This window comes from Thalassobacillus pellis (assembly GCF_016908295.1).
GTDB lineage: Bacteria > Bacillota > Bacilli > Bacillales > Halobacillaceae > Thalassobacillus > Thalassobacillus pellis.
On the sequence record NZ_JAFBDO010000003.1, the window covers coordinates 149679 to 170011 of the forward strand.

Annotated in this window: 17 protein-coding genes and 3 riboswitches; of the genes, 14 read left to right on the forward strand and 3 right to left on the reverse strand. The window is 43.2% G+C overall.

The features are described 5' to 3' along the window. The first annotated feature begins 1 nt into the window (after position 1). The gene (locus tag JOC33_RS11285) at positions 2–811 is read left to right on the forward strand and encodes a sugar phosphate isomerase/epimerase family protein (RefSeq protein ID WP_205092637.1); all 810 of its coding nucleotides are present in this window, start codon (positions 2–4) and stop codon (positions 809–811) included. 154 nt (positions 812–965) lie between these two features. Next, a complete protein-coding gene (locus JOC33_RS11290; protein ID WP_239534154.1) occupies positions 966–2651 on the forward strand; it encodes an alpha-amylase family glycosyl hydrolase in 1686 nt (561 codons plus the stop codon). A gap of 242 nt (positions 2652–2893) precedes the next feature. Here the strand turns inward: JOC33_RS11290 and JOC33_RS11295 are convergent, their stop codons facing one another. Beyond that, the gene (locus JOC33_RS11295) at positions 2894–4066 is read right to left on the reverse strand and encodes an MFS transporter (RefSeq protein WP_205092638.1); all 1173 of its coding nucleotides are present in this window, start codon (positions 4064–4066) and stop codon (positions 2894–2896) included. A 374-nt stretch (positions 4067–4440) separates the two neighbouring features. Beyond that, a complete protein-coding gene (locus JOC33_RS11300; RefSeq protein WP_205092639.1) occupies positions 4441–5523 on the reverse strand; it encodes a GGDEF domain-containing protein in 1083 nt (360 codons plus the stop codon). Positions 5524–5858: 335 nt separating this feature from the next. Between JOC33_RS11300 and JOC33_RS11305 the strand changes: the two genes are divergently transcribed. The 7 genes from JOC33_RS11305 to JOC33_RS11335 all read left to right on the forward strand — a co-directional run bounded on the left by JOC33_RS11305 (position 5859) and on the right by JOC33_RS11335 (position 15520). Beyond that, positions 5859–6173: a WGxxGxxG family protein gene (locus JOC33_RS11305; protein WP_205092640.1), complete on the forward strand. Its 315-nt coding sequence runs from the start codon at positions 5859–5861 to the stop codon at positions 6171–6173. A gap of 199 nt (positions 6174–6372) precedes the next feature. Beyond that, positions 6373–6609, forward strand: a complete 237-nt coding sequence (locus JOC33_RS11310) for a hypothetical protein (RefSeq protein WP_205092641.1) — start codon at positions 6373–6375, stop codon at positions 6607–6609. Between the two features lie 826 nt (positions 6610–7435). Further along, complete coding sequence (locus JOC33_RS11315) at positions 7436–8401, forward strand: AAA family ATPase (protein ID WP_205092642.1); 966 nt, start codon at positions 7436–7438, stop codon at positions 8399–8401. Then, on the forward strand, positions 8398–9657 hold the full coding sequence (locus JOC33_RS11320) for a DUF58 domain-containing protein (protein ID WP_205092643.1): 1260 nt from the start codon (positions 8398–8400) through the stop codon (positions 9655–9657). The genes JOC33_RS11315 and JOC33_RS11320 overlap by 4 nt, the downstream gene beginning before the upstream one ends. Next, positions 9654–11855 carry a DUF4129 domain-containing transglutaminase family protein gene (locus JOC33_RS11325; RefSeq protein ID WP_239534155.1) on the forward strand — a complete coding sequence of 734 codons (2202 nt, stop codon included), beginning with the start codon at positions 9654–9656 and terminating at the stop codon, positions 11853–11855. Before JOC33_RS11320 ends, JOC33_RS11325 begins: the two co-directional genes overlap by 4 nt. Before the next feature lie 30 nt (positions 11856–11885). Next, a riboswitch (purine riboswitch) is annotated at positions 11886–11987 on the forward strand. Between the two features lie 207 nt (positions 11988–12194). Continuing rightward, positions 12195–13736 (forward strand): glutamine-hydrolyzing GMP synthase, encoded by a 1542-nt coding sequence (gene guaA / locus JOC33_RS11330; RefSeq protein ID WP_205092644.1) that lies wholly within the window; start codon positions 12195–12197, stop codon positions 13734–13736. Between the two features lie 85 nt (positions 13737–13821). Continuing rightward, positions 13822–13923: riboswitch (purine riboswitch) on the forward strand. Positions 13924–14185: 262 nt separating this feature from the next. Beyond that, positions 14186–15520, forward strand: coding sequence for an NCS2 family permease (locus tag JOC33_RS11335; protein ID WP_205092645.1), 1335 nt, complete (start codon positions 14186–14188; stop codon positions 15518–15520). A gap of 214 nt (positions 15521–15734) precedes the next feature. Here the strand turns inward: JOC33_RS11335 and JOC33_RS11340 are convergent, their stop codons facing one another. Continuing rightward, a complete protein-coding gene (locus JOC33_RS11340) occupies positions 15735–16160 on the reverse strand; it encodes an Hsp20/alpha crystallin family protein (protein WP_205092646.1) in 426 nt (141 codons plus the stop codon). A gap of 149 nt (positions 16161–16309) precedes the next feature. Between JOC33_RS11340 and JOC33_RS11345 the strand changes: the two genes are divergently transcribed. The 5 genes from JOC33_RS11345 (at position 16310) to purB (ending at position 20303) form a co-directional block, all read left to right on the forward strand. Next, positions 16310–16876 (forward strand): DUF2179 domain-containing protein, encoded by a 567-nt coding sequence (locus tag JOC33_RS11345; protein ID WP_205092647.1) that lies wholly within the window; start codon positions 16310–16312, stop codon positions 16874–16876. Further along, positions 16866–17045, forward strand: coding sequence for an NETI motif-containing protein (locus JOC33_RS11350; RefSeq protein ID WP_205093066.1), 180 nt, complete (start codon positions 16866–16868; stop codon positions 17043–17045). The genes JOC33_RS11345 and JOC33_RS11350 overlap by 11 nt, the downstream gene beginning before the upstream one ends. Before the next feature lie 82 nt (positions 17046–17127). Next, a riboswitch (purine riboswitch) is annotated at positions 17128–17229 on the forward strand. Between the two features lie 142 nt (positions 17230–17371). Then, a complete protein-coding gene (gene purE, locus JOC33_RS11355; RefSeq protein ID WP_205093067.1) occupies positions 17372–17863 on the forward strand; it encodes a 5-(carboxyamino)imidazole ribonucleotide mutase in 492 nt (163 codons plus the stop codon). Beyond that, positions 17853–18977 (forward strand): 5-(carboxyamino)imidazole ribonucleotide synthase, encoded by a 1125-nt coding sequence (purK, locus tag JOC33_RS11360; RefSeq protein ID WP_205092648.1) that lies wholly within the window; start codon positions 17853–17855, stop codon positions 18975–18977. The genes purE and purK overlap by 11 nt, the downstream gene beginning before the upstream one ends. A gap of 33 nt (positions 18978–19010) precedes the next feature. Next, the gene (purB, locus tag JOC33_RS11365; protein WP_205092649.1) at positions 19011–20303 is read left to right on the forward strand and encodes an adenylosuccinate lyase; all 1293 of its coding nucleotides are present in this window, start codon (positions 19011–19013) and stop codon (positions 20301–20303) included. Positions 20304–20333 lie beyond the last annotated feature (30 nt).

Sequence of the window (20333 nt, forward strand, 5' to 3'; positions counted from 1 at the left end):
TATGAAACTCGCAACACAGGACAAACCATTTTTTCCAACTGACTTTAAAGACAAATTTGATTATGTACGTGGTTTGGGTTTCGAAGCATTTGAAATCGATGGTAAGGATCTGGTCAGAAACTTTGAGGAAGTGAAAGCGGCGAGCGAGCAGGCGTCCTTGCCGGTGGTGACAGCGTGTGGAGGTTATAATGGCTGGATTGGTGATTTTGATGAAAAAAAAAGAGAGAATGGGATTAGGGAAATCCAGGAAATCCTGAAATGTCTCGGTGAAATTGGCGGGAAAGGTATCGTCATACCTGCTGCATGGGGGATGTTTTCCAAGCGTCTGCCTCCTATGGTACCGCCAAGAACGGAACAGGAGGATCGGGAAGTGCTCCTGGATTCATTAGGAAAGCTGAACGAGACAGCTGTAGAGACAGATACTAAAATTTATCTGGAACCCTTGAATCGCTATGAAGACTATATGATCAATAAACTGCAATATGCACAGGAGCTCATCAAAGAAGGAAATTTCTCTAGCGTTGAAATCATAGCGGACTTTTTCCACATGAACATTGAGGAGCCGAAAATGGATGAAAGCCTTACAGCGGTAAAAGAACAGTTAGGGCATGTACATATTGCTGATAGTAACCGGTTTGAACCTGGTAATGCACATCTTGATTTCTTACCAGGCTTTGAAGCTTTAAAGCAAATAGGGTATGAAGGCTATCTTGCTTTTGAGTGCCGTGTACTTGGCGAGCCAGCTGAAGAACGGTATGCCCAGTCTGTCACTTATATCAAAAAATGTCTGAAAGAAATCGGTGTTTCCTGATTTACCCCTGCTAAACAAAGGGCTGTTATTCGAACATAGCATTACTCAGCAGTCTTGTCTGCTGGAGGATGCCCTGGAAAAAGGTGAATATAATCTATTAGGTACTGTTGAAAACTCATGCGAATAGTGAAGCAGAGTGGTTTGGAGGCTAAAAATGAGTGTTAAAACCCCGATAAAAAAGGAAAGTATTAAAAGAAAACTGGAGTTCCTTTATGGCGAAAAAAGCAAAGATATTTATCAGGATATAGAAAAATTAATTCAAACATATGCGGCGAGGAACAAAGAAAGTAAACCGTGGGTCACAGAAAATGATGTCATGTTGATTACCTATGGTGATTCGATAAGAGAACCAGGCAAAAAACCGTTGCAGACGTTAAAGGAATTCCTGGTGGATTATGGTGACAGTACTAATTCAGTTCATATTCTGCCTTTTTACCCTTATACATCCGATGACGGCTTTTCCGTAGTGGATTACAGGGAGATTGATTCCGAGCTTGGTAATTGGAACCTTGTAAATGATCTAGCAGAGCATTTTGATTTGATGTTTGATGCAGTCATCAACCATATGTCAAAAAGCAGCGAATGGTTTCAAGGTTTTCTATCAGATGATGATAAATACAAGGGCTTTTTTATTGAAGCGGATCCTTCCTTGGATTACAGCAAGGTTACACGCCCGCGAGCACTGCCATTATTAACTTCTTTTTCTACTGAAAATGGCGAAAAACATGTGTGGACTACCTTTAGCGAGGACCAGGTAGACTTGAATTACAAAAATCCCGAGGTACTACTGGAAATACTGGATATATTGAACATGTATGTAATCAATGGAGCACGTTATATCAGGCTAGATGCTATCGGTTTCATGTGGAAAAGGTTAGGAACCAGCTGCATGCATTTGGAGGAAACCCATACCCTTATAAAATTGATTCGGGAAGTATTGGACCATAGTGCCCCAGGTACCATTCTGATTACGGAAACCAATGTCCCGCATAAAGACAATATCAGTTACTTCGGCAACGGGCATGACGAAGCTCAGATGGTCTATCAATTCCCGTTGCCTCCTTTAACTCTTTATTCTTTTTTGAATAATAATGCCAGGAAACTATCAGAGTGGGCTGACAGTCTTGAACCACTCACTCCCGAAACATCTTATTTTAATTTTCTCGCGTCCCATGATGGAATCGGGATGAGGCCGACAGAAGGTATACTTTCCGAAGAAGAGAAAGATAGGATGGTGGCTAAAACGAAAGAGCATGGAGGATATGTCTCTTACAAGGATAATGGAGATGGCACAAATAGTCCTTATGAATTGAATATCAATTATCTCGATGCATTGACACATCCGAACGAAAATGAAGAAATTCGGATTGAGCGTTTTATTGCTGCCCAGTCTGTTTTATTATCCGTTATAGGCGTGCCAGGGGTCTATATCCATAGCTTGCTTGGTTCACAGAACTATTATAAAGGTGTCGAGGAATCCGGGATCAATAGACGGATTAACCGTGAAAAGTTAGATAAGCATGAATTGGTTTCTGAGTTGAATGACGACACTCTAAGAGGAAAAGTTTTCCACCAGCTATCCGAACGTATTAAACTTAGAAGACAGCAATCTGCTTTTCATCCGAATGCTGCGCAAGAAGTACTATTTCTAGATGACCGTGTTTTTTCCATTATCAGGAGTAATGAAGAGACAAGGGAAAGTATTCTTGTGTTGATTAACGTTTCAGATGAAAGTGTCTCTTTAAAAGTAGATTATCAAGGAAGAGATATAATCAGCGGTCAACAGATAGATAGGGAGCTTACACTAGATAAACTCCAGACAATGTGGATAAAAATATAAGACAAAAGGATATCCAAGTGGATCTTCAGCTCGTACGTCACCGCCTATCGCTCAACGTGGACAACGACGATATAACCGTACATCGTTATAACTTTTACAGCTGCGATTTTAAAAAGGGTGATTGTCTTTGACTTCAAAGATAATCACCCTTTTTCCCTTTGCAAAAACGCAGGGATAATGAGTGTTAAGACAAGGATTGGTTTTAATCCTGACTTGAACTTAGGGATGTATAATTCAGCAAGTTATGAATTATATGCATGCTTGTGCTGATTTAATCGATAGAAGAGGCGGAAGACGAGCAGGCCGATGGTTCCGGTCAAAGCCATATAGCCCATGATTTCATACAGTATAGACCCTCCATAATTATCCAGTGTGAATCCTCCGAACAATGCCCCGATAATGCCGGACAATCCAAAGCTGATACTTAAGAATAATAAATGTCCGGTAGACTGTAATTCGTCTGGTACGATTTCGCTTAAAAACTCAAGACAGCTGACATAAAGAACCGCAAAACAAATGCCATGAGTGAGCTGAAGGAACATGATTTCTACTGGCTGATCTGCGATGGACATGAACAGCCAGCGGAAGCTGTATATGAAACCAGCGAATATCACAAATGTAAGTGGCTGAAAACGCCTGAACCAGTAAGCGCTAAAAGCAAAAACCAATGCTTCACTGAATACACCGATGAACCAAAGCCATCCTATAAGTCCTTCGTCGCCTCCCAAATCAGTGACATACATCCCGATAAAATTATCGTTGGTACGGTGAGTTGTGGTAATAAACATCACTGTTGCCAAAAAGAATATCAGCTTTTTGTTGACGGCTAGTTTTGCAGCATCTTTAAATGCGATTGGTTTGTCACTCACAGAAGCATCATTAAGCAGGAACCCGATCATGATTGTCATGGCTACTATAATGAAAAAAGGAAAGTACAAGTATTGAATTCCGATTATTGAAAGTATTTTTCCGGTTATTAATGACGTACAGGCAAAACCGAGGGATCCCCACATCCTGATTTTACCGAAGGGGATGTGATTATTCATAGATGTTTTTTTAGCCAGGTTATCACCCAGGCCTCCGAGCGCAGACATGAATAGGAAAAAGAAAGCGAATATGATCACCAGTGAAGTAAATGCATCCATGTTGAATAAAAAAATACTGCTGATAAGAAGGCCGATAAGACATAATATCAGCGTTTTCTTTACGGTTTTATATTTATCGCTGTAATATCCCCATAATGGCTGTGAGAATAAGCCGATAAAAGGCCCGATAGCCAATAGGAAGCCGATTTCTGATCCGGTGAAACCTTTATCTTCAAAATAAATTGGCAGATAGCTGATAACCAGTGTAATGATCGAGTTACTGAAAAAAAGAAAGACACAGAGAAATAATATTGGGTTATTTTTTGTCAAAGTCGCTTCTCCTTATATTAACAAATGTATTATGCAATCAATTTGGTCTGATGAGTTTGGACTTTACACTTTCTGATAGTGTAGCGTATTAGCATCATTTTCCAAAGCAATAACAATCTATTTTGAGAAAACAGCAACAGGCGAGGACATCGAAAAAGTGGCATATAATCTAAAAAAGCTGTTAAAGCTTGTCGTTGATTCTCACGGATGATTGCCACGGGCACGGCCTCAAGCCTTCTTTTCATTGTGAGATGGCGACTTTTATGGCACATTGAATAACGAATAGTTGTACTCCTTAAACTTAAAAGAAAAAACAGGCTGTATAGGTATTTAAAACTCCATACAGCCTGTTTTAAGCTTCTCTCTTTTGATTCTTATATGGAGAAAACTCTGTTTCTTCCTAAGCTTTTAGCCTGGTATAGTGCGTCGTCTGCCTGCTTGAACACAGCATCTACCGTAGCTGTCTGTTCGCTCAGACTGCTCGCTCCAATCGATACACTAATCGTGATTTTTCGTCCGTCGGGTAAAAGGAAAAAGTGGTTTTCGACGGCTTTTCTCAGCCGTTCTGCAATTTCCAATGCGTGCGAAGGTATACAGTTATCAAGTAATATAGAGAATTCCTCTCCTCCGTTTCGAAAGACTTTGTCCGTTGGCCGGGCATTGATCTGTATGATATTGCTTAATTGCTTGAGCACGACGTCTCCACAGTCATGTCCGTAAGTGTCGTTCACCTGCTTAAAATGATCAATATCAATGAGTAAGAGGGAAATATCCCTGTGTTGTTGATTAGCAGATATGATCCATTCATTCAATGTAGAATAGAATTGCCTGACGTTAGCAAGTCCCGTAAGATAGTCTGTTTTGGAATCATTTTTGAATTGAAGAAACATTTTTTTGGAATGCTGAACGTCGCGAAAAAAACCATAGGTGAGTAGACCAGACGGAATTGAAATCATCCAAAAGAAACCTATAATTTCCCTGAACAACCCAATGTCAGGGATCGATATGTATAGAAAAGTTGTTATTATGCCCATACTGACCACGTTCATAATCAGTATAGTTTGGAGGTTTTTCCCCCTCAGATATCTGACGATTATGATCATGGCGAAAGCAATAAGAAATATAAAAACAAAGGACATTAACGAGGTTTCATTGATACCGAACAAGAATCTGGAGCCGGCAATTACCAAGGTTGCAACGACAGTAGGAGCGATACCACCGTAATAAGCGATGATGATAATAGGGATGTGCCGCAAGTCGATAAGTACATTACCGGTGGCATCAATGGAAAAAATCATCAGCAATAAACCGATCAAGCCTGTCATATAACCAGCCCGAACTTTTTCCCTGATACTCGAATTTAAGCTGACAGGCTCTTTGATTAGCTTTCCCAATATGTAAAAACCGGCGATCATTACCGCCGCGTTACCAATTAGATCTTTAAGCAGAAGTAACATGTCATAACCTCACTATCTTTATGTCACATAAGAAATAAAATAATTCTTTTTAAAAAATAAACTCTAATCCCATTTAATCAGAAAATCATTGTAATTTATAATGTCTGTTTTAAGCTTGGTAAGAATATTTCCATTAGAGTTCCTTTATAAGGTTTATCGGGTAAATAAATAATAACATTAAGACAAAACTACAGATCAACAGCTCCTGGGATAAGGTGAAAAATGATATAAAGCTCGCCAAAATGGCACTTTCCAAAAGGATTTAGATTTTTTGCATATATTTTCTCTGACTGTACACATTAAGGGTGATTTAATATCACAAGGAGGAAATAGAAATGCTTAAAAAAGTGATTTATTTAATTTGTTCTCTATCTCTTGTTGCAACAGTTTTCAGTGCTCCTGCATTTGCCGAGGGTAACAATAACAATAATAATAATTATGATACTGGCGAAGGTATCGTTAATGATGCAGAAAATGGCATCGAGGATATCGGAAATGATGCTGAAAATGGTGTGGAGAACATGGAGAACGACGTGGAAAATATGGCAAATGAAGCAGGAGATGAGGGCACAAACTGGAGCTGGGTTGGATTGCTCGGTCTTGTTGGTCTCCTTGGTCTGCGAAAACGTGATGAAAGAACAGCCGACTAAAGAAGAATCCTTCGGGGTTCTTTTTTTTGCTGCCACTATAGGGAAGTTATCTTTGTCAAAAGGTTAAAGTATAAGTAAAACCAGTAAATCTAAGCCTTTCGCCATACTTGGCGACAAGCCAGGTTTTTCTAAAAAAGGTGAATTAATTTTATGAGGTTACACACAATATCATGGACTTTCAAAAAAAGGAGAGAAAATAATGTCTCAACAACAAGCACAACAAACATTGCAACAAATTGCCCAAATTGCTCAACAATTACAGCAGCAAGAGCAGCAAAACGCTCAACAGCTTCAAGCCCAGCAAGGACAGCAGCCGGGTGGCCAGCAAATGGGTACGCAGCAGCAAATGGCACAACGCGAGCAAAACGCCGCTCAACAGCTGCAGCAGATCCAGCAGCTAGCCCAGCAATGCCAGCAGCAAATGAATCAACAATAATCCTCCAGTCAGGATGTGAAGAAACCCGGGTGAAATATTCATCCGGGTTTTGTTTGGACTTTTTTACCCGATATATTATTAGATGGGCATGGGTAAAGTAATGATGATACATTCCATGCTATAATTGGGAAAAGTATGTATGTCAGATTGTTAACCATTGGCAGTCTATCTTTTTCAAGAATCTAATACTCATACCTGATCCAGCGTACATTACCGGGGAAGTACAATGTTAGAAAACTATATAAGATCCTCTCAAATTTGGCAGGCAGACTTTGAAGGGATAGTTTTCATGAATCACTGAAAGGGTCCTTTACGATAAACATGACCAAAGCAGACCATTATACGAAAAATAGCTAAGAGAGGCTGGAACATTAGTAAAACAATGGTATCAGAACGGACGATAAAAATTGAATTGTATTTATGCATAGCACTAGCGTAGCCCAAATACGAAATCCCCCGAAGAACAGCACGAATCGAAAATCCAACTGGCCAAGCGACCTTCTTGATGAAGTTAGCTCTAACTTTGCCCACGGAAAGAGAAGCGTTTGGACGGAGATTTGGTAAACCCCATTTCTTGCCCCACACAAAATCCGAACTGATTTCAATGAAATTGTTCGGGTTATTTTATGCTTATTCAGCTTTTTTCCGGCCCCTTATTATGAATGAGCAATGATGTTTTCAAAAAAGCGTACATTTTAAAGCTGGAAGTTGTACACATTTTTCCATAAGTGTGAGTTTTGTCCCAGCCCCCATTATGTAGTATAGTTAGAATAGACAAAAGATTTAAAAAACAGGTTATTGCAGGATACTGAGAGGAGTCAACTTGATGACCCAGCAGCTTTATTTATATGAACCTAAAATTTCTGAAGTGTTGCGAAATGTGAAAAAAGTCATGGTAGGCAAAGAAGAGACAGCATTACTCAGCGTGGTCGCATTGCTTGCGAAAGGTCATGTCCTGTTGGAGGATGTGCCGGGGGTCGGTAAGACTATGCTGGTTCGGACATTGGCAAAGTCTCTGGATTGTGACTTTAAGCGGATTCAGTTCACCCCGGATTTACTTCCTTCTGATGTGACCGGAGTTTCTATTTATAACCCGAAAGAAATGGAGTTTGAGTTTCGTCCGGGACCTATACTGGGAAATATTGTCCTGGCTGATGAAATCAATAGAACCTCTCCCAAAACCCAATCAGCCTTGCTGGAGGGGATGGAAGAGTCGAGTATAACAGTTGAGGGATCGCCCGTTCCGCTGAAAGAACCATTTTTCGTAATGGCTACCCAGAACCCGATTGAGTATGAAGGAACCTACCCGCTTCCAGAAGCGCAGCTTGATCGTTTCCTCCTAAAGCTCAATATGGGCTACCCGACTGTCCAGCAGGAAATCGAAATGCTGAACAGAACTTCGGGAGAGCATCCTTTAGCACTTGTATCAGCTGTCCTTACAAAAGACGAGCTGGTGGAAATCCAAAACAAGGTGACAGACGTTTACGTGGATGCCACAGTTCAACGGTATATTGTTGAAATTGTTACAGCGACCAGAAAACATTCAGGCGTCTATCTTGGAGTCAGTCCGCGTGGCTCGATAGCGTTGATGAAAGCCGCGAAAGCCTATGCTTATATCCATGATAGGGATTATGTCATACCAGATGATGTGAAGTTTCTTGCTCCGCACGTTTTGCCCCACCGTATCATTCTTACCTCAGAGTCGAAATTCGAGGGTTTTACCCCGGAAGGCATAACAAAAAACATCCTGGAAGAAATTTCTGTTCCGGTGAAAAGGGATACGCATGAATGAGACAAACGGTAGGTTTTTCACTTAAATTGTTGATAGTACTGGTGATTTTTGCGGTACTCTTTTCTTATGCAATGTTTCAGGGCGGATTTGTCAGCTGGTTCCTGTTTATTGCTTTTCTGCCATTTCTTCTTTATATGTTCTTTCTGTTGTTCTATCCGATGCAAAATTGGCAGATGGAACGGCGGTTATCGAAACGGATAGTTCAGGCTGGGGAATCGGTCCATATTGAAGTAATACTGACCAGGAAGTTTCCGTTCCCTTTGTATTATTGTGTTATGGAAGAATATTTCCCCGCCACTTTGCAGAAAAAAGATACACACCTTGAGAAATATAAATGGCTGAATCAGCCGGAAAGGCTGGAACATGACCGTATCGTTAAAGCCGTGACTTTTCCATGGTTCCGTAAGAGAATAAGTTTTCATTATGAATTGGACCAGGTGCCGCGGGGAGAGCATAAATTGGGGTCACTCCGAATCAAAACGGGAGATTTTTTCGGCTTTATTAAAAAGGAACACGTATTTAAGACTGGCCATACGTTGATTGCTTTCCCTTACCAGCGCAATGTGCAATTCAAAGAACGTGTATACAGTTATGAACAGGGGGCGAGCCCGTCCGTTACCATGAGTGATAAAAACACCAATATTGTCGCAGGTGTACGGGATTATATGCCAGGAGACCGTTTTCAATGGATAGACTGGAAGACCACTGCAAAGAAAAATGAAATTATGACAAAGGAATTTGAGCAGGAAAAGAGTATGGACATGGTTCTGGTACTTGATGCCTGTTTTCATGAGGGAATGAACCCTATTGCTTTTGAAGGAGCTGTCGAGCTGGCTGATTCTCTAATGAAAGTTCTTTATGAAAAGTCTTCTAATCTTACCGTGATTACCATCGGTGACAAGAAAGGGTTCTTTCCCTTCCAGCAGGATCAGCGTCAGCGGGATAATCTTCGCAGGCATTTTTCAGTTATAAAACCTTCCGGAAGAGTTTCATTCGGAAAACAGCTAAGAGGAGAGCAGCTTCCGCCAGGGATTATACTGATGGTGGTCACGACCGTCATCAATCAGGAAATTAAAGATTCCATGGAACGGCTTGCTCAAAAATCCAAGCGTGTCGTGTTGTTTCTTGTGACAGCAACTGGTGATATCACCGATTTGGACAGACAATTAATCAGACAACTGAATTATCGCAATATAACCGTGAATGTACTGACAGAAGAACAGTTAATTAAACAGCAATTCGAGGTGAACACATGATGCAGGGTTTATCTCAGGACCATAAACAGTTTTATTACCAGCTTGTCATTTACTTGTGTGGTTTCCTGCTATTCTGGGAATGGCTGAGACCACTCGAAAAAATTACAGATACGGAAAACATCGGTATCTTTATTATCTTTGCAGCTTTTTGTTTTTTTATATCAGCTTTGCAAATCAGTTGGTGGATGGGGATGCCGCTGAAACTTATTGGCCTCATCTTTATCCTGGATGGGCTATTCATTTATAATAGCCTGTTCAGTCTGGATTGGTTCATAGTGGTTTACCGGCAGCTCGTCTATAATTTTCAGATGATCCAGGCACAGAATTGGTGGGGAATGACCCCATTCTTCAGGAGTCTCCTGTTCTTGCTGTTATTATGGCTGATGAGTTATCTGCTCTACTATTGGTTTGTAGTTGCCAAGCGTCTGTTCGTGTTCGTACTGATGACCTTCATCTTTATTACCGTTGTAGATACCTTCACTGTCTATGATGGAAAATGGGCAATTGTGAGGATATTCATCATATCCTTGGTTGCGCTGGGTATAACTAACTTTTCCAAAGAAATGGAAACAGAAGAAATACCGCTGAAGGGAGTATCCAAAATCAGACGTTTGATTTTGCCGCTCTTCGGGATGATTCTTTTGTCTACCATAGTCGGTTATGCTGCACCAAAACCGGATCCTAAATGGGCGGATCCAGTTCCTTACATTGAGAATGCTATAGGCGGTGGAGGAAAGGTCGTTCAAAAAGTCGGTTATGGGGAAGATGATACGCGGTTGGGGGGCTCTTTTATTCAGGATGAAACTCCCGTGTTCCAGGCTGCTGCCCAGGGAGAACGTTACTGGCGGATTGAATCGAAGAACCACTATACTGGTAAGGGCTGGGAAAACACATTGGAGCCTGAAATTGAAATAGTCCAGGATGGTAACCTTAACCTGAAAACCTACGAGAAAGAGGTCAAAACAGAAGAGCGGTACACGATTGTCAACTTCACCCCAGACGCGAACATAGATAAGCTTGTTTATCCTTATGGAGCCGGTGATTTAGAATCCTACCCGGAACAATTTGAATTGCACTCTAATCAGACAAATGGCATGGTGGAAACATTCGTTGGCAATAATCCGCGGCAGATTCCCGGTTACAAAATGAAATTTGACGATCCATCGTTTGAATATGACCAGCTGCGTAATGCGGACGGGGAAGACCCGGATTACATCAAGGATGTCTATTTGCAGCTGCCGGAAACACTGCCGAATAGGGTCAGGAACCTCGCTGCCCAGATAACAGAGGGAGAAGAAAACCGTTACGATGCGGCTAAAGCTGTGGAAAGTTATTTCTCTGCAAATGGATTTGAATATGCAACTAAAGATGTCCCGGTGCCGGAGGAAAACCAGGATTACGTCGATCAGTTCTTATTTGAATCCCAACGGGGCTATTGTGATAATTTCTCTACCTCTATGGTTGTGCTGCTGCGTGCAGCTGACATTCCGGCTAGATGGGTAAAGGGATTTACCGGTGGTGAGCGGACGGAAGAGACCGTGATCCTTGATGACGATGAAACGTATAATTTTTACCAGGTAACCAATGGGAATGCACACTCCTGGGTGGAAGTTTACTTCCCGGAAGTAGGATGGGTCCCTTTTGAGCCGACTCAAGGCTTTTCTAACCCGACGGACTTCTATATCGATTTTGAAGAATCGGGTAATACCAATTCTGAAGAAACGGCCCCTCAGCCGGAGACAGAAAATGAACAAAGCACCGGCCAGCCGGAAAACTTTATGGAAGACATGGAAGAAGCTTCCGGGGGGATGAGTGCTGCAAATGATGAGAGTAACAGATGGTTTTATATTGGAATTATAACAGCAGTATTGTTGGTGGGTCTCATACTTTATGTGACCAGGCTGCGCTGGATCTCTGCTTATTTACTGAAGAAATACAAACGGCAAACGGATTCAGGAACATACCATCAGGCTTATAACCACTTGCTTAAGGTGCTGGATAAAAAGGTACTTGCCAGAAAATCAAACGTAACACTACGGGAGTACGCCCGTGCTATCGATCAGCATTTTCAATCTAATGAGATGAGGGTGCTTACCCATCATTATGAACGTGCGCTGTATCGTAATGAAGATCAACCGGAGCAGTGGAAGAAAGTAACTGAATTATGGGAAAATTTAATAAGAAAGGCATTGTCTTGATTCTTGGCACATGCATTGATAGAATTGATGGAAATTGAGCTAAGCGACCTTCATATACCCTCGAAAATATGGTTCGAGCGTCTCTACCAGGATACCGTAAATTTCCTGACTATGAAGGCAGACATCCGTTTGTTCTGTCCGTATTCTGGATTTCTGCCTTCCTGTATTAAGGGGCAGGAGTCCAGTTTTTTTATACTTTAAGAAAATTTAACTTTGTTAAAGGATTAAAGTATAAGTAAAACGAAGGCTTTCGCCATAAGGACTTGGCGACAAGCCGATTTTTCTAATTGTATTACGGGGGAATCCGAAGGTGTTGCTAAACGAAGGGGAGCTGACAACATGACACAAATGGACGAGAAGATACTCGTACTTGATTTTGGAAGCCAATATAACCAGTTAATTACACGGCGCATTCGTGAATTCGGTGTATACAGCGAATTACATTCCCATAAGCTTACAGCTGATGAAATTAAAAAAATGAACCCAAAGGGAATTATTCTTTCCGGCGGGCCGAACAGTGTTTACGGGGAAAACAGTTTTCGCTGTGATGAAGCTATTTTTGACCTGGATATACCTGTACTGGGCATCTGCTACGGAATGCAGCTGATGACTCATCACTACGGCGGGAAAGTGGAGCGTGCAAATGAACGGGAGTACGGGAAAGCTGCCATCACGTTGAAGGAATCTTCTCCTGTCTTGTTTGGTGATACACCTCTAGTCCAGACTGTGTGGATGAGCCACAGTGATAAAGTGATTGAAGCACCGCCAGGCTTTACATTGGATGCGACCAGTCCATCCTGTCCTGTTGCCGCATTCAGTGACGATGAAAGAAAGCTCTATGGCGTTCAATTCCACCCAGAAGTACGCCATTCCGAATATGGCAACGAGCTGTTAAAGCAGTTCGTGTTTGAAGTATGCCATTGTGAAGGCGACTGGACAATGGAAAACTTCATTGACATGGAAGTAGAAAAGATCCGTGAGCAGGTAGGCGACCAGAAGGTGCTGTGTGCATTGAGCGGTGGTGTTGATTCATCAGTTGTCGCGGCTTTGATCCACAAAGCTATCGGCGATCAGTTGACTTGTATTTTTGTCGACCATGGACTTCTAAGAAAAGGGGAAGCAGACAGTGTCATGCGGACCTTTCGAGACGATTTCCATATGAATGTCATCAAAGTTGACGCGAAAGAACGGTTCATGAAAAAACTTGCAGGTGTATCTGACCCAGAGCAAAAAAGAAAAATCATCGGAAATGAATTCATCTACGTTTTTGATGATGAGGCAGCTAAATTAAAGGATACACATTTCCTTGCCCAGGGTACGCTTTACACGGATATCATCGAAAGTGGTACCGATACTGCTCAGACGATCAAGTCCCACCATAACGTAGGCGGACTTCCGGAAGAAATGGATTTTGAATTGATCGAACCCCTGAACACCCTATTCAAGGATGAAGTTCGGAAATTGGGATCTGAGCTTGGAGTTGCTGATGAAATAGTCTGGAGACAGCCTTTCCCCGGGCCTGGCCTTGCTATCCGAGTGCTAGGGGAAATCACTGAAGAAAAATTGAAAATCGTCCGTGAATCTGACGCCATTTTACGCGAGGAAATCAAAAATGCCGGACTTGAGCGGGAGGTTTGGCAATACTTCACTGTACTTCCGAATTTCCGCTCTGTTGGTGTAATGGGTGATACACGCACGTATGATCACACAATTGGTATCCGAGCAGTCACTTCCATTGATGGCATGACTTCGGACTGGGCGCGGATTCCGTGGGATGTTCTTGAAAAGATATCTACGCGCTGCGTCAACGAAGTCGACCATATCAACCGCGTCGTTTATGACGTGACAAGCAAGCCACCTGCCACAATAGAGTGGGAATAAACGAACGAATATATAGTATGTCTGTTTATTGTTCGGTTTTCAGCTTGACATTTTTAAAAGAGCATCGTACCATGGACATGGATTAAATAGTATAAAGATTTACCGACGTATAATTTTGGGGATATGGCCCATAAGTTTCTACCAGGCTGCCGTAAATGGCCTGACTACGTGGTGAAATTAAAAATGTCCGTGGGTACGTTTCTGCGGATTGCCGTGATTTCATTGCGCCGGTCAGCACTCCTGGAATTTCTGGGAGTGTTTTTTTGTTTTTTGGTAATTACTTTGCTGCGGGCTTCATCCAGCTCCAGCGCCTACCCCCTCGAGGTCTTAAGCCAATCCTCTCTGTGACAAAGAACGCCACGGTGAGGCTTGACTTAAGCAGGTCGGGGGTGAGCAAGGCGCTTGCACTTTTGATTATACGTCTGGGTTCAGAATAAGGGGGAAATACCATGAGAAAATATTTTAGATTTGAGGAATTGGGTACGAATTATCGTACGGAATTCATGGCAGGACTAACGACATTTCTGGCTATGGCTTATATATTGTTCGTCAATCCTAACACGCTAGCGCTTGTAGGGATTGAGGAGCTTCCGGAAGGTGTCACCCGAATTGACCAGGGTGCTGTCTTTACCGCTACGGCGATAGCTGCTGCCTTCGGATCGCTGGTAATGGGAATATTTGCACGTTATCCGATTGCGCTCGCTCCTGGAATGGGGCTTAATGCTTTCTTCGCCTATACGGTTGTCCTTGGCTATGGAATTCCGTGGGAAACAGCGCTCGCTGGTGTATTGGCATCTGGACTTATATTTATCGTACTGACATTGACTGGGTTACGCGAGCAGATCATTAATGCCATTCCAGCCAACCTGAAAATGGCGGTCGGAGCTGGAATCGGTTTGTTTATTGCTTTTATTGGTTTTCAAAGCTCTGGTATCATTCAGGCAAATGAAGCAACATTGGTTGCACTTGGTGATCTGACTGAGCCGACGACACTCCTAGCTATTTTCGGTATCTTCGTATCTGTCATTCTATTGTCGCTTGGCATTAAAGGTGGAATCTTCTATGGTATGATTCTGACAGCCATCGCCGGTATGATGACAGGTCTGATTCATACTCCACAGGGTGCAGGGGATATCGTAAGTTCGGTTCCCAGCGTTGCTCCTACTTTCGGTCAGGCAATCATGCACTTTGATGATATCTTTACGATAGAAATGCTTGTCGTTATTCTGACATTCCTTTTTGTCGACTTTTTTGATACAGCAGGGACATTAGTCGCTGTTTCTACCCAGGCAGGCTTCATGAAGGACAACAAACTGCCTCGTGCTGGTCGGGCGTTATTTTCCGATTCTGCTGCGACTGTTGTAGGTGCGGTTGTTGGTACCTCTACAACTACGTCTTATATTGAGTCAACGGCTGGTGTAGGAGCAGGTGGACGGACAGGCTTCACTTCTGTTGTTACAGCAGGCTTTTTCCTGCTTGCTTTATTCTTCTCACCTTTACTGGCAGTCGTTACCGCTGAAGTGACGGCCCCGGCGCTAATCATTGTTGGTGTGCTGATGGCCTCATCTTTAAAGAATGTGGAGTGGGAGAAGTTCGAAATTGCTGTCCCGGCATTTTTCGTCATAATCGCGATGCCGCTTACCTACAGCATCGCAACAGGGATTGCTCTAGGGTTCATCTTTTACCCGATTACGATGATTATGAAAGGCCGTATGAAAGAAATTCATCCAATTATGTATTTTCTGTTTGTTGTATTCGTGCTTTATTTCATTTTCTTATCCTAATATTAAAAGGACCAATGCCGAGCTGCTTTCAGGCATTGGTCCTTTATTCTATAAGTCGGGGGTGAGCATGTCGCTTGCACTTTTGTCTCATCCAGTTCCAGCGCCAACCCCCTCGAGGGCTTAAGCCGATCCTCTCTGTGAAAAAATCGTCACGGCGAGGCCTGGCTTAAGCTGGTCGGGGGTGAGCATGTCGCTTGCACTTTTGTGAATAGACTCAATCATCTTCCAGGTTGGTGATGCGAATGCGGTTTTTATTGCTTGTATCTGAAATAAGGCGATGGAGCTGGATGATCAGCAAGCCGTGTTTATAGGAAGCTTGTATTTTATCACTTCTAACTGGATAGGGGAGGTCGATTTTTCGTTCAAATGCCCCTTGCATGATTTCTCCTTTTACCTGCTGGCCGCCTTTTTGGTTGACCTCCACTATCCCTTTGATCTCCAGAACAGCATGGTCAACAAAGACATCGACTTTGTTCATGTCGTTTAAACCAGGAATGCTGAACATACATAACAGTTCATTATCATATTGGTAAAGGTTCATTTGCGGTAATGGAGGTTTCACAAGTCCTTCAAAATCACCCCAAAAATCATTTCCAAAAAAACGATCAAGGTTTTTTTTCCAATCGTCAAATTGATTCATGATTAACCTGCCTCTCCCTTAAAATGTAAAAAAATCTAAGATTCCATTGTGTAAGTATTATTTGGTGTTATATAGTGTATGCATATGTTTTACCTGTGTGAATGCCCAGGCAAGAAACCAGGTACGATGAAAATAAAGGAGGGCCGTCTATGCTCGATAACGCCTTGGTCATGGTAGTGATCATTCTTGCTATCAACGTGACCTATGTATCTTTTTTCACGATCAGGATGATTTTGACGCTGAAGGGACAGCGGTACTTGGCTGCTTTTATCAGCATGTTTGAAGTGATCATCTATATTGTCGGACTTGGTCTTGTGCTGGAAAACCTTGATCAGATTCAAAATTTGATCGCTTACGCCATTGGATATGCCCTGGGTGTCATAGCAGGGATGAAAATCGAAGAGAAGCTTGCCCTAGGCTATATTACTGTGAATGTCATTTCCTCGAGCCCGGATATCGAATTCACCCGCAAGCTCAGGGACAAAGGGTACGGAGTGACCAGCTGGTTTGCTTACGGAATGGAAGGAGACCGGCTTGCCATGCAGATCCTTACGCCGCGGAAATATGAACTGAAACTGTATGATACAATACGGACCCTCGATCCCAAGGCGTTCATCATCGCTTATGAGCCCAAACAGATTCATGGAGGCTTCTGGGTCAAACAGGTAAGGAAAGGAAGGTTGGCTGGTGGGAAAAAACAAGAAAATGCGCTTTGAAGTTCAGGAAGGCGAAACGATTGAACAATGTTTAGCAAGAATGAAGAAGGAAGGCTATACACCTGTCAGGCGTACAGAGGAGCCGATCTTCAAGGAAGTTATCAGAAACGGTGAAAAAGATTATGAAGTGATTGACAGTCACATCGTTTTTCATGCAGTAAAGCAGTGAATACGAACGATTCATTTCCGGTAACTTTCCAATGTTCGTGTTTAACGTTGACAAGTGTTTAACCTCCCTGCTATGATGAATATAGAAACTTCATACGGTACCTCATATAACGACGGGAATAAGGCCCGTAAGTCTCTACCCGGCGACCGTAAATTGCTGGACTATGGGGAAGAATGGATCAGTATTGTCGATGTTGCAATGCTGCATTCGGCTTTGCTATGCCTATCTTTCTTCTCTATACGTTCAGAGAAAAAAGATAGGCTTTTTTGGTATCCATTTATGAGAAAGTGATGAAAATTTTATATCCTATAGAAGAGAGGGATTTGATGGCGCAGGTCGGTGTAATCATGGGAAGTATTTCTGATTGGAACACAATGAAAGCAGCTTGCGAGGTGCTTGAGGAACTCGGTATTGATTATAAAAAAGAAATCATTTCCGCGCATCGTACCCCTGAGGATATGTTCCGATATGCGGAGGATGCTAGAAATAAAGGATTGAAGGTTATTATTGCCGGAGCGGGTGGTGCAGCGCATCTGCCGGGCATGGTTGCCGCTAAAACAACTTTACCTGTCATCGGGGTCCCTGTTGAATCAAAAGCATTGAAAGGGATGGACTCCCTTCTGTCGATTGTGCAGATGCCTGGCGGAGTACCTGTTGCTACAGTAGCAATTGGAACTGCTGGCGCAAAAAATGCCGGAATCCTTGCTGCAGAAATGATTGGGGCTTTTGATGAAATGACAGCAGCTAGATTACAAGACTACCGTAAACAAATGAAAGAAAAAGTAGATGGAATGAGGAGCGAGCTTCATGACAGTTAAACTTTCACCAGGCCAGACAATCGGAATACTCGGGGGCGGACAGCTCGGAAGAATGATGGCAGTCGCCGCCAAGCACATGGGCTTTCGCATTGCAGTACTTGATCCAAAAGAAGATTGTCCGACAGCTCAAGTAGCAGATCATCACGTCCAGGCAGCATATAACGATCTTGAAGCTGCAAAGCAGCTGAGCGGGCTCAGTGACGTTGTCACCTATGAGTTTGAAAATGTCGACCTTGAGGTTGCGAATTTGCTTGAGAAAGAGGGGAAGCTGCCCCAGGGGTCCTATCCATTGAAGGTCACACAGAACCGGGAACTGGAGAAACGGGTATCTGTAGATGCCGGGCTGAACGTTCCGGAATACCGTATTATTCAAACAGTTGAACAGCTGAAGGATGCCGTACAGCAGATTGGCTTTCCCGCTATCGTTAAGACAATCACCGGCGGATACGATGGGAAAGGCCAGTTCAAACTAGAAAAAGAAGAGGACTTACAGGAAGCAGTGTCCTTTATTGCTCCTGACTCCACTTATATAATCGAGCAATTCATCGCTTTTGACCGCGAAATTTCAGTCGTATTCACACGCAGTCAGCTGGGAGAAATCAACTACTTTCCGATTGCGGAAAACAAGCATAAACAGCAGATTCTCCATCAGACACAGATACCTGCCGCAATCACCGAGCAAATAGCTGATAAAGCGAAAGAAACGGCAAGAAAGCTTGCGGAAGAACTGGATGTTGTCGGGACGTTCACCGTCGAATTGTTTGTCAATGAAGACAACGTCTATGTCAATGAGATGGCACCGCGGCCGCATAATTCCGGCCACTATACCATTGAAGCGTGCAATGTATCCCAGTTTGAACAGCACGTCCGTGCTATTTGCGGCCTTCCATTACTGACAGTCCAGGCATTTCCGGCAGCTGTCATGGTCAATATTCTTGGTGAAGACCGGGAAGAACTGTTCCGGAGGTTGACGGATTTGCCTGAGTTCCATCTCCATGACTACGGGAAGGAAGAAGCGCGTCCGAAGCGGAAGATGGGGCACGTGACCCTGATCGGTAATACATTGGATGAACTTTTACATCGGATAGAAGAAAATAAACTCGCCACATGGTAAAGTGTTGGGTGGGACAGTATTAGGAGGAATCACATGATTGATCGTTATACGCGTCCAGAAATGGGAGCCATCTGGACGGAAGAAAACAAATTCAAAGCCTGGCTTGAAGTTGAACTGCTCGCCTGTGAGGCTTGGAGTGAGCTCGGTATTATTCCAAAAGAAGACGTCGAGAAGCTCCGTCAGCATGCTTCATTCGATATCGAGCGCATCTATGAAATCGAGAGAGAAACCCGACACGATGTGGTTGCCTTTACACGGGCAGTATCTGAAACGGTTGGGGAAGAAAGGAAGTGGGTCCATTACGGTCTGACATCCACTGATGTGGTCGACACAGCCCTTTCCTATTTGCTCAAACAGGCGAATGTAATCATCAGGAAGGACTTGGAGAATTTCATCGAGATCCTTGCCGAAAAAGCACGGGAGCATAAGCATACCGTCATGATGGGTCGTACTCACGGGGTCCATGCCGAGCCGACAACTTTCGGATTGAAGCTGGCTCTCTGGTATGAAGAGATGAAGCGTAACATGGAGCGGCTTGACCTGGCGATCGACCAGATTGAGGTGGGTAAACTCTCAGGCGCAGTCGGAACCTATGCAAACATCGACCCCTATGTGGAGGAACATGTCTGCCGGGAACTCGGCTTGAAGCCCGCACCGGTATCCACCCAGACATTACAGCGTGACCGTCATGCCCATTACGTATCGACACTTGCATTGATTGCGACTTCGATTGAAAAAATAGCAGTTGAAATCCGCGGTCTTCAGAAAACCGAAACACGTGAAGTGGAGGAATTTTTCGCCAAAGGACAGAAAGGTTCATCTGCGATGCCGCATAAACGGAATCCGATTGGGTCTGAAAACATGACCGGCATGGCGAGAGTACTGCGCGGCGAAATGATGACAGCCTTCGAAAATGTTGCCCTCTGGCACGAACGGGATATCTCTCATTCATCTGCTGAACGGGTTATCCTGCCGGATGCAACTATCGCCATCAACTATATGCTTAATCGCTTCGGGAATATCGTGAAGAATTTGACCGTCTTCCCAGAGCAGATGCAGGCGAATATGGAAAAAACATTCGGGTTGATTTTCTCCCAACGCGTCTTGCTGACATTAATCGATGAAGGCATGGTCCGCGAAGAAGCATATGACCTTGTCCAGCCGAAGGCGATGGAAGCGTGGGAAAAAGCAATCCCATTCCGTGAATTGATTGAATCAGATGAAAAAATTACATCAACACTGTCCCCTGAACAAATCGAACAATGCTTTGATTATAACCACCATTTGAAAAACGTCGATCGTATTTTCGAACGGATCGGTTTGTAATCCATCAGGAGGGGAGGAGCACATGGTGTT